A 14,425-nucleotide genomic window follows, 5' to 3' on the forward strand; every position below is an offset into this window, starting at 1 on the left:
CGCTCAGTCCACGCCCGCTGCCGCCGGGATCTCGAGACCGTGCTGCAGCGCGGCGACGGTGGCGTCGAGGATCTCGTACAGGCGGGCGATCGACGGATCCGGGCTCGCCACCCAGTCGTCGAGCCCGACACCGAAGGCCGCGAAACAGGTCGCGGCAGCCAGTTTGGCCCGCAGATCATCCTCCGGGATCCCGCCCCGGCGGGCGAAACTGCGGGCCAGCGCGTCCCGGCGGCCGAAGGTGCCGGTGAAATTCTCCTGCCGCAGTTGCGGATTGGTGATCAGGACCAGCCGGGCCCGCCGGGCGGTGTCGGCCTGGCGGCGGCGCAGCTCGGCCTCGCCGTCGTCGAGCAGGAATTCGCGCAGCGCGGCCCGCAGCGCCACGAAGACCGCCTCGTGTGCGGGCCGGCGGTCCAGCGCGTCCAGCAGATAGGACATGACGTCCTCCTCGTGGCTGAAGACCACGGCCGCCTTGGCGGGGAAGTGCCGGTGGAAGGTGCGGCGCGAGACCTGGGCGGCGTCGGCGATCTCCTGCACGGTGGTCTGCTCGAAGCCGCGGCGCTCGAACAGCAGCAGCGCGGCGTCGATCAATTCGCGCCGCACCCTGGCCTTCTCGCGTTCCCGCAATCCGGTCGGTGCCGTCATACCGCCCTCTCGTGCCGCCGATATCCACCCTGATGTCTCAAAGTGACAGTTCTCAGGATAGTCTGACCGAAGTGTCTCAATGAGACATCACAGCGAGACGAGTACGAGAGGACTCCTCCGATGACGCGACGCACCGTGATCGCCCTGGTCTCGGCGGCCGTGCTGGCCGCCGGGCCGCTCGCCGCCACCGCCCTGGCCGACCCGCCCGCCCGGGCCGACGACGCGCCCCCGGGTGCCGTCGTCGGCAATGAGGCACTGGCGCAGAACCTCTGGATCGACGGCACCGGCTCGGCCCGCAAGCTCACCTACTGGACCCGCGACTCCGGCGACCAACCCGCGCTGTCCACCGGTGTGGTCTTCACCCCCGCGGGCACCCCGCCGCCCGGCGGCTGGCCGGTGCTGTCCTGGGAACACGGCACGGTCGGCATCGGCGACGACTGCGCGCCCTCGGTGGCCGGTCGCGCCGACCGCGACATGGGGTTCCTGGCCACCTGGATGAAGCAGGGCTACGCCATCGTCGCCACCGACTACATCGGCCTGGGCACTCCCGGCGTGCACGCCTACCTCGACGGCCGCGCCGAGGCTCACGCCGCCATCGACATGGTCCGCGCGGCCCGCGCCGTGGACGAGACTCTGGCCCCGAAGTGGGTGGCGATCGGGCAGTCGCAGGGCGGCGGCGCCGCGGTCTTCACCGCCTCACTGGCGACACGCTATGCGCCCGAACTGGATTACCGTGGCGCGGTGGCGACCGGCCCGGCCTCCAATATCGTCGACGCCGCGACCCTGGTCGGTCCGGCCACCCCGCCCATCGGGTCCTCGCACATCACCGCCTACGCCACCTACGTGCTCAACGGCCTGAAGGCGGCCCGCCCGGACTTCGATCTCGACAGTTACCTCACCCCGCTGGGTGAGCAGCTGGTGACCGCCGCCCAGACCCTGTGCTTCACCCCGCTGGCCGAGCGCGCCACCGGTGTGTCGCTGAACCAGCTGGTGTCCCGGCCGCTGTCGGAGGGCGATTTCGTGCCCCTCGCGCGGTCGGTCATGGATGTGCCGCTGACCGGCTACGACCGGCCGCTGTTCATCGGCCAGGGCACCAATGACACCGATGTGCCCGCGCCGCTGACCGCCAAGCTGGTCGCCGATATGGCCGCTGCCGGAACGCATCCCGAGGTGCACGTCTACCCGGGCAAGGACCACAGCGGCGCGATGCTGGCCTCGCTGGCCGACAGCGTGCCCTTCGTGGCCCGGCTGTTCGCCTAGGGCCTGCCGACGCGGAAGGCCGAGTGGCGCAATGCCACTCGGCCTTCGTCTATCGATGCTCGGATCAGCCGATGGTGACCGTGGTGTCGATCAGGCCGAAGACCTCCCCCTGCGGCCCCGCCACGATGCCCATGCGTCCGAAGGGGCTGTCCGACGGACCCATCAGAACCGTCGCGCCGAGTTCCTTGGCCTTGTCCAGCGCGGCGTCGGCACCCGCGACCTGGAACCAGGTCAGCCAGTAGTTGGGCCCGCCGCCGGGCTGCCCGGTGCTGTCGGCCATGCCGCCCATCGGGCGGCCGTCCGCCCCGGCGAAGGTGGAGTACGGCATCTCCTCGTTGCCGATCTCGTCGAACGACCAGCCGAAGACCTGCTTGTAGAACTCCTGTGACGGCGTGTACGCGGTGGTGTGCAGGTCGTTCCAGCAGTACGCGCCGGGCTCGTTGAAGATGCCGGCGCCGGTGTGCGCCTTGGCTTCCCACACGCCGAACACCGCGCCTCCCGGATCGGCGCCGACGAACATGCGGCCCACATCCATCACGTCGAACGGCGGTGTGTAGACGGCCCCGCCAGCCGCCGTGACCGCCCCCGCGACCGCATCGGCGTTCTCGGCGGCGAAGTAGGTGGTCCACACCGAGGGCATGGCGGCCTCGCCCATCTTGGGTCCGATGCCCGCGGCGGGCTTCCCGCCGAGCATCGCCATCAGATATCCGCCCGCCTCGGGCGGGCTGTCGAGCACATCCCAGCCGAGCAGCTGGGCGTAGAAGTCCTGCGCGGCGGCGGGATCGTCGACCGAACAGTCGACCCAACACGGAGTTCCTTGCGGCCAGGATTTGTCTGTCGTGGGCATACGAATCCTCCCGAGAATCGGTCGGTGGCGGCCTGTCGGAGGGCAGGCACCAGGTCAGCTAACCATGCTTCGCGATCCAGGTCACGGACGGTAGGGGTAGGCGCCGCCGTCGACGACGATGCGCTGGCCGGTGAGGTAGCCGGCGGCGGGGGAGACGAGGAAGGAGACGATGTCGGCCACCTCTTCGGGGCGGCAGACATGGCCGAAGGGGGAGGTGGCGTCGAGGTCGGCGGCGTGGCGGTGGGCGCCGCCGGACAGGGCCGCGGTGAGACGGTCGCCCATTTCGGAGGCGACCAGGCCCGGGGCGACGATATTCACGTGGATTCCGTTGGCGGATTCCTCTTTCGCGAGGGTGTGCGCCAGGGCTTCGAGGGCGGCCTTGGCCATGTTGTAGGGGGCTCCGGCGGCGCCGAGGGCGTGGGCGGCGACGCTGCTGATCATGATGATGTCGCCGCGTTCGCAGGTGCGCATGCCGGGGAGGACGAGCTTGCTGAGGTGGTGCGGGCCGATGGCCTGAACCCGCAGCAGTCGCTCGACCTCGGCCGGATCGGTGTCGGAGACCGGGCGGCCGCGGCTGGCGATGCCGCCATTGTGGACGAGGATGCCGATCGCGCCGAACTCGCTCGTCACGTGGTCGACCATGGCGGTCACGGCCTCGGGATCGCCGACCGGTCCGTGCACGGCGAGGGCGGTGGCGCCCAGGGAATTCAGTTTGGCCACAGTGTTTTTCGCCGATTGCTCATCGCGTGCCCAGTTGACCGCGACGGTGGCGCCGCGGGCGGCCAGCGCCAGACTGATGGCTCGCCCGATACCGCGCCCGCCGCCGGTCACCAGTGCGACGCGTCCCGCCAGTTCGCCTGCTGCTGTATTCATCCGGTCAACATAAGACAACCGCCGTGATTGCGATCGAGAGTGTCGGCCATTACAGTCCGACCGTTGGGTACGCAGCGGCCCCAGCACATCGATCCCGATTCGAACACGCCCAGCTGGGTGAACGTCCCTCTCGGCGGGAGTATCGGCTGGTAGGGAGAGCGGCCCTGTCGTCAGCGTCGACGACAGGGCTTTGCGCTGTCCGGGTTCAGGGTTCGAGCGCTCCGACCACGTCACCCACGACATCGTCGAAGGCGTCGCGCGCCAGCAGATCGGCGTAGAAACCGTTGCGCTCCACCAGTTCCCGGTGGGTGCCGCGTTCCACGACCCGCCCGTGATCGAGCACCACGATCTGATCGGCGTCCCGGATCGTGGACAGCCGGTGCGCGATCGTGATGGTGGTGCGATTCGCCGACAGCGCGTCGATCGCCGCCTGCACTTCTCGTTCGGTCCGGGTGTCGAGCGCGCTGGTCGCCTCGTCGAGCACCATGATGGGCGGATTGCGCAGGATGGCCCGCGCCACCGCCAGCCGCTGCTTCTCGCCGCCGGAGAACCGGTACCCGCGCTCACCGACCACGGTGTCGTACCCGTCGGGCAGGCTCATGATGTGGTCGTGGATCTGTGCGGCGCGCGCCGCGGTATGCAGTTCCGCGTCTGTCGCATCGGGTTTCGCGAAGCGCAGATTGTCGGCGACCGAGGAGTGGAACAGGTAGGTCTCCTGGGAGACCACGCCCACCGCCGAGGACAGGTCGGCGAAGGCCAGGTCCCGCACATCGACGCCGTCGACGGTGACCCGTCCGGACGTCACGTCGTAGAGCCGCGCCACCAGATAGCCGAGAGTCGTCTTCCCCGAACCGGTTTCGCCGACGATCGCCAGACTCGACCCGGCGGGAACGTCGATATCGATGTCGCTCAGCACATCTCGATCCGCGTCGTAGGCGAACCCGACCCGCTCGAACCGCACCGCTCCGGTCACCTGCCGCGGCAGGTGAGTGGGACGCTCCGGCTCCTCGATATCCGGTCGCAGATCCAGGTATTCGAAGATCCGCCCGAACAGCGCCAATGAGCTCTGAACATCGACGCCGGTCGACAACAGCATGACGGTCGGCCGCAGCAGGCCGCTCTGCAGCGTCGTGAACGCGACCAGCGTGCCGATCGACACCAGCGGATGCCCGTTGGCCACGGTCATGCCCGCGGCCCAGTAGATGACCGCCGGCATGGCCGCCATCACGATCGAGATGGTCGACTGCCGCCACCGCCCGGCCATGCTGGAGCGGATCTCCAGATCCACCAGCCCCCGCGATTCCCGCGTGAAATCCTCGACCAGCGCGGGCGAGCGGCCCATGGTGCGCGACAACAGGATTCCGCTCACCGACAGCGATTCCTCCACGATCGCCGACATGCCCGCCAGCTTGCGCTGCTTCTCCGCGGTGATGCGCCGGCGCTCGGAGCCGACCCGGCGGCTGATCCACACGAACAGCGGCAGCATGACCAGCGAGACCAGCGTGAGCCGCCAGTCCAGCGCGAACATGGCGATGACCGCGGCGACGACGGAGGTGAAGTTGGAGACCAGCGAGGTGATGGTCGAGGTGACCGTGGACTGCATGCCGCCGATGTCATTGGCGATGCGCGACTGCACCTCGCCGGTCCGGGTGGTGGTGAAGAAGGACAGCGGCATGGCTTGCAGCCGCGCGTAGACCGCCGACCGCAGATCGTGCATGACGTCCTGACCGACCGCGGTCGAGATGTAGGTCTGGAACACGCCGAACACGCTGTTCAGCGCGGCCACCGCGATCATGCCCACGGCCAGTACGGTCAGCAGTCCGGTGCGACCGTGCGGCAGGGCGTCGTCGATGATGCCGCGGAGCAGGAACGGGGAAGCCAGGCCGGCCAGCGAGGCCAAACCCACCAGGGCCGCGACCAGGGCCAAGCGCCCGCGATACGGATGAAAGAGCCGGACGATCCGGCGAAGTTCAGGTTGTGAAGCCATCAGCGCCTCCTTTCGCAGGGAGTCACGCGCTATAACTGAGTTTGGCTCATAATTGTTCCGAGGACAATGAGTTATGCTCGGGATCATGTCGAGCAGCCCCGCGGACGAGCCGCGCGCGACCGCCGAGGATCGTGCCGTCCCCGACGACGACCTCGCCGAACTCTTCCTGCGCACGACCAAACGCCTGCGCCGCACCCAGTCGGCGCGGCTGTCCCCGCTGGGCCTCACCCCGGCCCAGGCCCGCGCGCTGCGCATCATCGGCCGGGCCGACGAGCACGGCGACGAACCGCTGCGCATGTCCGCTCTCGCGGAGCTGCTGGGCATCGTGCCGCGCTCGGCCACGACCGTCGTCGACGCGCTGTTCGCGGCGGGTCTCGTTGATCGCGAACCGGATCCGGTCAATCGGCGTGCCACCCTGGTCACGCCGACCGCGGCGGGCCGCCGGGTGCTGACGCGGATGTCCGAGGCGCGCCGCGACGCGGCCGAGGAGATCTTCGCCGCGCTCTCGCCCGACCAGCGCCACACCTTGCGGGAGCTGCTCGCCGCGCTGGCCGCCGACGACTGCGCGCCGCGCTGATCCCCTTCGGCGGTGCGAGGAACGGTGGGGACGTCGGGGCCTCGACTACCGTCGGAGAGCGATGCGCTGATCCGCTATCCACCTCGACCCGATCAGGAGCCGATATGCCGCGTGAGCTGGCCGACCTGCCCTTCGCGCGTTTCCTGGAGCCCCAGGACGCGCTGCTCGACGAGGGCGCCTACGACTGTGCCCACTTCGAGGGCCTATCGCTCGACGACCCGCGGTTGCGGGGCGTGACCTTCACCGAATGCGCCATCTCGGCCACCACGGTGACCGGCGGCTTCTTCCGGTACTCGCGGTTCAACGATGTCTGGCTGGGCAGCACCCGCTGGATTCGGACCGATCTCTCCGAAACCACCTGGATGGACGCGGAATTCGTGCTCGCGGCCATGTCGGGGGTGGAGGCGTTCGGGTCGACGCTGCGGCGGGTGAGCTTCCACAACTGCAAGTTCGATTCGGTGAACCTGCGCGGCGCGGTGCTGACGGACGTGTCGTTCGTGGATTGCGTACTGCGCGATATGGATATCAGCGAGGCCAAGCTGACCTCGGTGACCTTCCCCGGTTCGGAGGTCTCCGGGCTGTCGCTGCGCAATGCCAAGTTGAAGAAGGTGGACCTGCGTCAGGCCCGGTCGGTCGGCATCTCCGGTGGGGTCGAGTCGCTGTCCGGCGCGCTGGTCACCAATACACAGCTGCTCGAGCTGGCCCCGGTGTTCGCCCACGCCTTCGGTATCGAGGTCAAAGATCTCTAGTCAGTAGCGCTAGTGAACTGACTCGAGTTACGCTCCTCACATGACGGAGTGGCGGCCTACGGCGTGCATCCTGTGCGAGTGCAACTGCGGCATTCAGGTGCTGCTCGGGCCGGACGGCCGGTCCTTCGAGAAGATCCGCGGCGACAAGCTGCATCCGGCGTCGGAGGGCTACACCTGCAACAAGGCCCTGCAGCTGGACCGCTACCAGAACGGGCACACCGGGCGGCTGACCTCGCCGCTGCGGCGGCGGGCGGACGGCAGCTTCGAGGAAATCGATTGGGAGACCGCGATTTCCGAGGTGTCGGCCCGGCTGCTCGAGGTGGGCCACCGCTTCGGTGGAGAGTCGATCTTCTACTACGGCGGTGGCGGGCAGGGCAACCACCTGGGCGGCGCGTACGCCCCGGCGACCATGGCCGCCTACGGCATGAAGTACCGGTCGAGCGCGCTGGCGCAGGAGAAGACCGGTGACTTCTGGGTGGGCGCGCGGATGACCGGCTATCCGATGCGCGCGGATGTCGAGCACGCCGAGGTGGCGTTCTTCATCGGCAAGAATCCGTATCAGTCGCACGGGTTTCCGCGGGCGCGCACGGTGCTGAAGGAGATCGCCAAGGACCCGGCGCGATCGATGATCGTGCTCGATCCGGTCCGCACCGAGACCGCCGAGCTGGCGGACTTCCACCTCCAGCTGCGGCCCGGCACCGATGTGTACCTGCTGACGGCCATGGCCGCGATCCTGGTGCGCGACAACCTGATCGACGAGGCTTGGCTGGCCGAGCACACCAGTGGCCTGGACGCGGTGCTGCCCGTGCTGCGGGCGGTACCGATCGAAAAGTACTGCGCCATCGCCGATGTCGACCTGGATCTGGTGACCGCCGCGACCCGCCGGCTGGCTCGCGCGGAGTCGGTCGCCGCGCTCGAGGATCTCGGCGTGCAGATGAACCGGTACTCGACGGTGGTCAGCTATGTCGAAAAACTGGTGTGGCTGCTCACCGGCAATGTCGGAAAGCCCGGCACCCAGTACGCTTTCACCGGTCTCACCAACCTCGGCCACGACCGCGGGCATCCGGCGGGCGAAGGACCCAAGAGCCCCGTGGCCGGCGCGCAGATCGTGAGTGGGCTGGTGCCGTGCAATGTGATCAGCGAGGAGATCCTCACCGATCACCCCCAGCGCTACCGGGCAATGTTCATCGAGAGCGCGAATCCGGCGCACTCGCTGGCGGATTCGGCGCGTATGCGGAAGGCACTGGAAGCCCTCGAACTGGTGGTCGTCATCGACGTCGCCATGACCGAGACCGCACGCCTGGCCGACTATGTGCTGCCCGCGCCCACCCAGTTCGAGAAGTACGAGGCCACGTTCTTCAACTTCGACTTCCCGCGCAATATCTTCCACCTGCGTCATCCGGTGCTGCCCGCCCCCGAGGGCGTGCTGCCCGAGCCCGAGATCCACGCGCGGCTGGTCGAGGCCGCGGGCGTGCTGAGCGAGGCGGACTACGCGCCGCTGCGGGCCGCCCTGGCGCAGGGGCGGGACGCGTTCGCCATGGCCTTCCTGGGGATTCTCGGTGATCCGGCACGGTCGAAGCTCGCTCCCGTGCTGCTGTATCGGACGCTCGGGGAGACGCTGCCCGAGGGCGCGGCCTCGGCGGCGCTGCTGTGGGCAGCGGCCTACAACATGGTGCGCAGATTCCCGGCCAGCGTCGAACGGGCCGGCTACGGAACGGGTCTGGAGGCCGGGGAGCGGCTGTTCGAGGCAATTCTGGCGGGCGAGCACGGCATCGTGATCTCCGAGGACGATTACGCCGAAACCTGGAATCGGGTGCGCGACAAGGTGATCCGGCTGGAGATTCCGGAGCTGCTGGAGGTCGTCGCCACCCTGCCCGTGCCGGCCGAGGCCGACAGCGCGGAGTGGCCGTTCATCCTCTCCGCCGGTGAGCGCCGGGCCTTCACGGCCAACACCATCTTCCGAGATCCGGCCTGGCGCAAGCGTGATGCGGCGGGCACCCTGCGCATCAGCACCGGCGATGCCGAGCGGCTCGGGCTCACGGCCGGTGATCTGGTCCAGGTCACCACGCGCCGCGGCACCGCGCAGGTTCCGGTCGAACCCACCGATCGCATGCGCCCGGGCCACCTGTCGCTGCCCAATGGATTCGGCCTCTCGGTCGCCGCGCCGGACGGCACCTCGGTCACCACCGGCACCGCCCCGAACGAGCTGACCTCCTTCGAGGACCGCGACGAGTGGGTCGGCACCCCCTGGCACAAGTACGTTCCGGCCCGCCTGGATACCGTGACCTCATGAAACGAACGAGTTTCGCGAACTGGCCGTGCACCGTCGCCCGCACCGTCGACCTGCTGGGCGACTGGTGGACGCCGCTCATCCTCCGCGAAGCTTTCTACGGCGCCAAGCGCTTCGACGATTTCGAATCCACCCTCGGACTCAGCCGCAATATTCTTACCCAGCGGCTGAACCGATTGGTGGAGGCGGGGCTGATGACCAAGGTTCCCTACCAGGAGCGGCCGGTTCGCCACGAATACCGGCTGACCGATCAGGGGCGCGATTTCTTTCCGGTCATCGCGGCCATGATGGCCTGGGGAGACCGGTACCTGGCTCCGGAATCCGGAGAACCGGTGGTGCTGCACCACACGGCGTGCGATCACGATACGCACGCCGAGGTGGTGTGCTCGCATTGCCGGGAGCCCTTGCGGCACGAGGATATTTCCGCTCGGCTGGGGCCGGGGTTTCCGGCACGACTTCGGAATGCGGCTCTGGCAACCGGTCGTTTCGGCGACGAGGGCTGAAAAAGCCTGTATCACAATGCGATAGTTTGCTCGAGGTGGGGTTCACGGGGTGCTCGAACCTCGGTTGTTTAGGCTGCAGGCACTATGGCCCTGAACGCGACTCTCTACAACGTGAATGTGCAGCTGGCTGACGTGGATCGGGGGGTCTACGAGGAGCTGGAGTTGCGGGTTGCGCGGCATCCCTCGGAGACCGGCGAGTACATGGTGACTCGGATCCTGGCCTACTGCCTGGAATATGAGGAGGGGATCGCGTTCAGTGACGGTGGGGTGTCTTCCACCGATGAGCCGCCGGTCCTCATTCGTGACCTGACCGGGCGTCTCACCACCTGGATCGACGTGGGCGCGCCGGACGCCGACCGCATCCACCGCGCCGGCAAACTGGCCGACCGCGTGGCCATCTACACCCACCGGGACCCGGCCAAGGTGCTCGCCCAACTGGCCGGCAGACGCATCCACCAGGCCGACCGGATCCCCCTCTACGCCTTCGACCGCTCGGTCATCGACGCCGCCACCGCCGCCCTCGACCGCCGCAACACCCTCACCCTCTCGATCACCGACCGCCACCTCTACCTGGACCTGAACGGCACCTCCCTCGCCACCCCGATCGAGGAACACTCCCTCGTCTGAATCGCGACCCGAGCACCCCACCTCAGGCAGACTGACAACCACGATGCCTCGAACCCACCCTCGCCCGGCGATAGCAGCCGTGGCAGCACTAGCCCTGGTCGCAGCCGGTTGCGCGCAGAAGCACACCGCGCAGCCGGAAGAACAGCCCGCCTACACCGGCCCGGCCGACCAGCTCATCACGGTGACCGCTGATTCTCCCACAGCGACCAGGGCGACCCTCACCGCCTGGGATCGCTCCGGCGCACGATGGGTTCGAGCGATCGGCCCCCTCCGGGCGGATGTAGGCGCCCAGGGCATCGGCCGCACCAGCGAACAGGCCACGCGTTCCCCCGTCGGAACCTGGACGCTGACAGAAGCTTTCGGCATCTCGCCCAATAACGGCACCAGGCTCCCGTACCGCCGAGTGACAGCGTCGGATTGGTGGGTCTCCGACACCACCTCGCGCTTCTACAACACCCATTACTCCTGCGCCCCCGGAACCTGCCCGTTCGACGAGTCCGCGGGTGAGGACCTGGGTACGGCGGGCCCGGCCTACGACCATGCGGTGGTCATCGATTACAACCGTTCGCCGGTCGTCCCGGGCGCGGGTTCGGCCTACTTCCTCCATGTCGGCGACGGCACCCCTACCGCGGGCTGTGTAGCGCTGCCGGGCGCGGATCTGGATCGTGTGATGCGCTGGCTCGACCCGGACCGCGGCCCGGTCATCGACATCGAAGCCCTGGATAACCAGCAGAAACACTGATTTCGCGGCCGAAACCGCCTGTGCCTGTTCTCACAATGTCGCAAATGCGACCGAAGCGGCTCTGACGTTCGCGAATGCCGACGGCGAGCGTTGCTGTTCCGCATTTGCCCCGCCTGACAGGCAGCAATCGCGGTGATGTGTGTGAGCTATCGGCTCGCATTCCTGGGATGTCTGGATGTTTCGTTGAACTAAGGTCCGGGTATTCGACCTTGTCGAACGCGATCACCGAGCTCGGTGATTGTCCGCTGGATGTGTTCGGGGCGTCCTTCGGGCGAAAGGATATGGATGATGGGCGCGAGCCTGATGATCGTGGGGGACGACTACCGGGTCCGCAGCGCCCTGCGGGCGGCGATGGAAGGGGAGGGCTACGAGGTCGCCGAGGCCGGCGCGGCCGAGGCCGCCCTGGAGCGGCTGCGCAACCATGGCGCGCCGGATGTCATGATCGTGGACCTGCTGGTCGGCGAGATGGACGCCTTCACCTGTATCCGTGAGGTGCGCCGCGCGCACGAGGTGCCGATCATGGTGGTCAGCGCCAGCGCGGACACCCATGATGTCGTGGCCGCCCTGGAGGCCGGGGCCGACGATTTCGTGACGAAGCCGTTCGAGCTCAAGGAGATCAGCGCGCGCATGCGGGCGCTGCGACGCCGGCCGCACCTGGGCGGACTGCCGGAGGATCCGGCGGCCGAACCCCCGGTGGAGATCGTACTCGACACCGATGATGATGCGCCGCTGGTGCTTTCGCCGGACGGAGGTGTGGTGCGACGGGGCGAGGAGCAAATTCCGTTGACCGTCACCGAGTTCCGGCTGTTATGCGAACTCGCGGCCAACCCCGGTCGCGTGCTCAGCCGCACGCTGTTGCTCGAACGTGCCTGGGACGAAGGCTTCTTCGGTGACGAGCGTCTCGTCGACGTTCACGTGCGCCGGCTGCGCACGAAAATTGAGACCGATCCCTCGGAGCCACGCATCGTGGTGACCGTGCGCGGCCTCGGATATCGCCTCGACATGCCGCGATAGGCGTATTCACGGTCGGTCGTGCGAGTGTTGCGGAGTCATCGGATCGTCATGAGATCGCAATGAGTTCGCATGGAAGACCTCAAAATTTCGCCGTCAGGCTGAAGTGGTCATGCAGATCCCAATCAGCAAATTTGACGCGATATCCCAGCAAACCATCCAGATCCGGGAGCCAGTGCTCGCCGACGGCGCACGTATGTGGCGCATTGCCGAGGACTCCCGGGTCCTCGACACCAACTCCAGCTATGCCTATCTGTTGTGGTGCCGGGATTTCACGGACACCTCGATGGTCGCCGAAATCAACGGCGAGATAGCCGGTTTCGTCATCGGCTACACCAGGCCCGCCTGGCCGCAGATCCTGTTCATCTGGCAGGTGGCGGTCGACCAGCCCCATCGCGGGCACGGCCTGGGCGTGGACATGCTCGACGCGCTGCTCGAGAGCGCCGCGTCGCGGGGAGTCACGCAACTCGAAACCACCATTGCCCCCGACAATCCGGCCTCGGTCGCCATGTTCGCCTCGCTGGCCCGCCGACGTGGCGCGGCTCTGACCCGCACCACGTTGTTCACGGCGGATCAGTTTCCGGGCGGGCATCAGCCCGAGGACCTCTACCGCATCGCACCGGTCACCACTCAGGAGGAATGGCTGTGACCATGACTATCCCCGATATGACAGTTTTCGCGGATCTCGAGTCGAATGTGCGCGGCTACTGCCGCTCCTGGCCGACGGTCTTCAACACCGCGTCCGGTTCCTGGCTGCGCGATGAATCGGGCCGGGAGTACCTGGACTTCTTCGCCGGCGCCGGTGCGCTCAACTACGGCCACAACAACCCGGTGCTGAAGCAGTCGCTGCTCGAGTACATCGCGGGGGACGGCATCACCCACGGCCTGGACATGTCGACGGTCGCCAAGCGTGATCTGCTGCAGTCGCTGCGCGACCGGATCCTGAAGCCGCGCGGCCTGGACTACAAGGTGCAGTTCCCCGGACCCACCGGTGCGAACGCGGTGGAAGCCGCGCTCAAGCTGGCCCGCAAGGTGACCGGCCGCACCGAGATCCTCAACTTCACCAACGCTTTTCACGGTATGACGCTGGGCGCGCTGTCGGTCACCGGCAATGCCGCCAAGCGGGCGGGCGCGGGCGTGCCGCTGCAGCACGCCACCTCGATGCCCTTCGACGGTTATCTGTCCGGCGCGGACGATGATTCGTTCGAGTGGATGGAGCGCGTGCTCGACGACGCCTCCTCCGGCCTGGACAGCCCGGCCGCCGTGATCGTCGAAACCGTGCAGGGCGAGGGCGGTGTCAATCTCGCGAGCGTGCAGTGGCTGCGTCAGCTGGCCGCATTGTGCTCGGCCCGTGAGATTCTGCTGATCGTCGACGACGTGCAGATGGGCTGCGGCCGCACCGGGCCGTTCTTCTCCTTCGAAATGGCCGGTATCACACCGGATATCGTCACGCTGTCCAAGTCCATCGGCGGCTACGGCCTGCCCCTGGCGCTGGTGCTGTTCAAGCCGGAGCTGGACCTGTGGAAGCCGGGTGAGCACAACGGCACCTTCCGCGGCAACAACCCGGCCTTCGTCACCGCCCGTGCGGCGCTGGAGCACTACTGGGCCGACGATGCCCTCGAGTCTGCCACGCGGGCCAAGGGGGACCGCATCGATCGTGCCCTGACCGGCATGGCCGCGGCCTTCGACGGTGTCGGTGCGCGTGGGCGCGGTCTGGTGCACGGCCTGGTGTTCGACGACGCCTCGCACGCGGAGAAGGTGTGCGCCTCCGCGTTCCAGCGCGGGTTGCTGGTGGAGACCTCCGGTCCCGAGGACGAGGTGGTGAAACTGCTTCCGCCGCTGACCATTTCCGACTACGAGCTGGATCACGGCCTGGAGCTGCTGGCCGCCTCGCTGGACGCCGTCTGCGGCGGGCGGGGGCGCTGACATGATCGTGCGCACCACCGCCGAGATCACCGGCACCGACAGGGATGTCGCCGGTCCCGGCTGGCGCAGCAAGCGCATCGTGCTGGGCGGCGACCGGGTCGGGTTCTCGTTCCACGAGACCACGATCGACGCCGAGACCGTCCACGAGTTCCACTATCGGAACCATGTGGAGGCCGTCTGGCTGGTCGAGGGTGACGGCACCCTGGTCGATCTCGACAACGGCACCACCTACGAGCTCGGCCCCGGCTCGATGTACCTGCTGAACGGCCACGAACGGCACCGCCTCTTCGCCCGCACCCGGATGCGCATGCTGTGCGTGTTCAATCCGCCGGTGACCGGGCAGGAGGTGCACGACGAGCACGGTGTGTACCCGCTCGTCGCCGTCGACTAG

General features: G+C 67.9%; 15 protein-coding genes. 11 read left to right on the forward strand and 4 right to left on the reverse strand.

Features of this window, described 5'->3' with window-relative positions:
• Positions 1-3: 3 nt before the first annotated feature.
• Positions 4-642, reverse strand: coding sequence for a TetR family transcriptional regulator (locus ON33_RS38875; RefSeq protein WP_051153348.1), 639 nt, complete (start codon positions 640-642; stop codon positions 4-6).
• 120 nt (positions 643-762) lie between these two features.
• Between ON33_RS38875 and ON33_RS34930 the strand changes: the two genes are divergently transcribed.
• Positions 763-1,902, forward strand: coding sequence for a lipase family protein (locus tag ON33_RS34930; RefSeq protein WP_040863433.1), 1,140 nt, complete (start codon positions 763-765; stop codon positions 1,900-1,902).
• 64 nt (positions 1,903-1,966) lie between these two features.
• Here ON33_RS34930 and ON33_RS34935 read toward each other — a convergent pair whose 3' ends face one another.
• From ON33_RS34935 to ON33_RS34945, 3 genes are all read right to left on the reverse strand, one after another.
• A complete protein-coding gene (locus tag ON33_RS34935) occupies positions 1,967-2,749 on the reverse strand; it encodes a VOC family protein (RefSeq protein WP_040863434.1) in 783 nt (260 codons plus the stop codon).
• Positions 2,750-2,830: 81 nt separating this feature from the next.
• The gene (locus ON33_RS34940) at positions 2,831-3,622 is read right to left on the reverse strand and encodes an SDR family NAD(P)-dependent oxidoreductase (protein ID WP_040863435.1); all 792 of its coding nucleotides are present in this window, start codon (positions 3,620-3,622) and stop codon (positions 2,831-2,833) included.
• A gap of 205 nt (positions 3,623-3,827) precedes the next feature.
• Entirely contained in the window at positions 3,828-5,609 is a 1,782-nt protein-coding gene (locus tag ON33_RS34945; protein ID WP_051153349.1) for an ABC transporter ATP-binding protein, read from the reverse strand.
• Between the two features lie 85 nt (positions 5,610-5,694).
• Here ON33_RS34945 and ON33_RS34950 point away from each other — a divergent pair, with 85 nt between their 5' ends.
• The 10 genes from ON33_RS34950 (at position 5,695) to ON33_RS34995 (ending at position 14,425) form a co-directional block, all read left to right on the forward strand.
• The gene (locus ON33_RS34950) at positions 5,695-6,186 is read left to right on the forward strand and encodes a MarR family winged helix-turn-helix transcriptional regulator (RefSeq protein WP_051153368.1); all 492 of its coding nucleotides are present in this window, start codon (positions 5,695-5,697) and stop codon (positions 6,184-6,186) included.
• 104 nt (positions 6,187-6,290) lie between these two features.
• The gene (locus ON33_RS34955; protein ID WP_040863436.1) at positions 6,291-6,935 is read left to right on the forward strand and encodes a pentapeptide repeat-containing protein; all 645 of its coding nucleotides are present in this window, start codon (positions 6,291-6,293) and stop codon (positions 6,933-6,935) included.
• A 40-nt stretch (positions 6,936-6,975) separates the two neighbouring features.
• Positions 6,976-9,228 carry a molybdopterin-dependent oxidoreductase gene (locus ON33_RS34960; RefSeq protein ID WP_040863437.1) on the forward strand — a complete coding sequence of 751 codons (2,253 nt, stop codon included), beginning with the start codon at positions 6,976-6,978 and terminating at the stop codon, positions 9,226-9,228.
• The gene (locus ON33_RS34965; RefSeq protein ID WP_051153350.1) at positions 9,225-9,728 is read left to right on the forward strand and encodes a winged helix-turn-helix transcriptional regulator; all 504 of its coding nucleotides are present in this window, start codon (positions 9,225-9,227) and stop codon (positions 9,726-9,728) included. Before ON33_RS34960 ends, ON33_RS34965 begins: the two co-directional genes overlap by 4 nt.
• A gap of 84 nt (positions 9,729-9,812) precedes the next feature.
• On the forward strand, positions 9,813-10,355 hold the full coding sequence (locus tag ON33_RS34970) for a YaeQ family protein (protein ID WP_040863438.1): 543 nt from the start codon (positions 9,813-9,815) through the stop codon (positions 10,353-10,355).
• A gap of 79 nt (positions 10,356-10,434) precedes the next feature.
• Positions 10,435-11,097, forward strand: a complete 663-nt coding sequence (locus ON33_RS34975) for a L,D-transpeptidase family protein (protein ID WP_245551089.1) — start codon at positions 10,435-10,437, stop codon at positions 11,095-11,097.
• Between the two features lie 288 nt (positions 11,098-11,385).
• Positions 11,386-12,111, forward strand: coding sequence for a response regulator transcription factor (locus ON33_RS34980; protein ID WP_040863526.1), 726 nt, complete (start codon positions 11,386-11,388; stop codon positions 12,109-12,111).
• 109 nt (positions 12,112-12,220) lie between these two features.
• Positions 12,221-12,757: a diaminobutyrate acetyltransferase gene (gene ectA, locus ON33_RS34985; protein ID WP_051153370.1), complete on the forward strand. Its 537-nt coding sequence runs from the start codon at positions 12,221-12,223 to the stop codon at positions 12,755-12,757.
• A 2-nt stretch (positions 12,758-12,759) separates the two neighbouring features.
• Positions 12,760-14,034, forward strand: a complete 1,275-nt coding sequence (ectB, locus tag ON33_RS34990) for a diaminobutyrate--2-oxoglutarate transaminase (RefSeq protein WP_040863439.1) — start codon at positions 12,760-12,762, stop codon at positions 14,032-14,034.
• A 1-nt stretch (position 14,035) separates the two neighbouring features.
• Positions 14,036-14,425, forward strand: a complete 390-nt coding sequence (locus tag ON33_RS34995) for an ectoine synthase (protein WP_040863440.1) — start codon at positions 14,036-14,038, stop codon at positions 14,423-14,425.

The organism is Nocardia niigatensis NBRC 100131, from assembly GCF_000308655.1.
GTDB lineage: Bacteria > Actinomycetota > Actinomycetes > Mycobacteriales > Mycobacteriaceae > Nocardia > Nocardia niigatensis.

Coding starts and splice junctions, on each gene's coding strand:
- ON33_RS34970 (WP_040863438.1), top strand. CDS start 9,813: ATGGCCCTGAACGCGACTCTCTACAACGTGAATGTGCAGCTGGCTGAC.
- ON33_RS34980 (WP_040863526.1), top strand. CDS start 11,386: ATGGGCGCGAGCCTGATGATCGTGGGGGACGACTACCGGGTCCGCAGC.
- ON33_RS34935 (WP_040863434.1), bottom strand. CDS start 2,749: ATGCCCACGACAGACAAATCCTGGCCGCAAGGAACTCCGTGTTGGGTC.
- ON33_RS34950 (WP_051153368.1), top strand. CDS start 5,695: ATGTCGAGCAGCCCCGCGGACGAGCCGCGCGCGACCGCCGAGGATCGT.
- ON33_RS34955 (WP_040863436.1), top strand. CDS start 6,291: ATGCCGCGTGAGCTGGCCGACCTGCCCTTCGCGCGTTTCCTGGAGCCC.
- ON33_RS34965 (WP_051153350.1), top strand. CDS start 9,225: ATGAAACGAACGAGTTTCGCGAACTGGCCGTGCACCGTCGCCCGCACC.
- ectB (WP_040863439.1), top strand. CDS start 12,760: ATGACTATCCCCGATATGACAGTTTTCGCGGATCTCGAGTCGAATGTG.
- ON33_RS38875 (WP_051153348.1), bottom strand. CDS start 642: ATGACGGCACCGACCGGATTGCGGGAACGCGAGAAGGCCAGGGTGCGG.
- ON33_RS34930 (WP_040863433.1), top strand. CDS start 763: ATGACGCGACGCACCGTGATCGCCCTGGTCTCGGCGGCCGTGCTGGCC.
- ON33_RS34960 (WP_040863437.1), top strand. CDS start 6,976: ATGACGGAGTGGCGGCCTACGGCGTGCATCCTGTGCGAGTGCAACTGC.
- ON33_RS34945 (WP_051153349.1), bottom strand. CDS start 5,609: ATGGCTTCACAACCTGAACTTCGCCGGATCGTCCGGCTCTTTCATCCG.
- ON33_RS34940 (WP_040863435.1), bottom strand. CDS start 3,622: ATGAATACAGCAGCAGGCGAACTGGCGGGACGCGTCGCACTGGTGACC.
- ON33_RS34995 (WP_040863440.1), top strand. CDS start 14,036: ATGATCGTGCGCACCACCGCCGAGATCACCGGCACCGACAGGGATGTC.
- ectA (WP_051153370.1), top strand. CDS start 12,221: ATGCAGATCCCAATCAGCAAATTTGACGCGATATCCCAGCAAACCATC.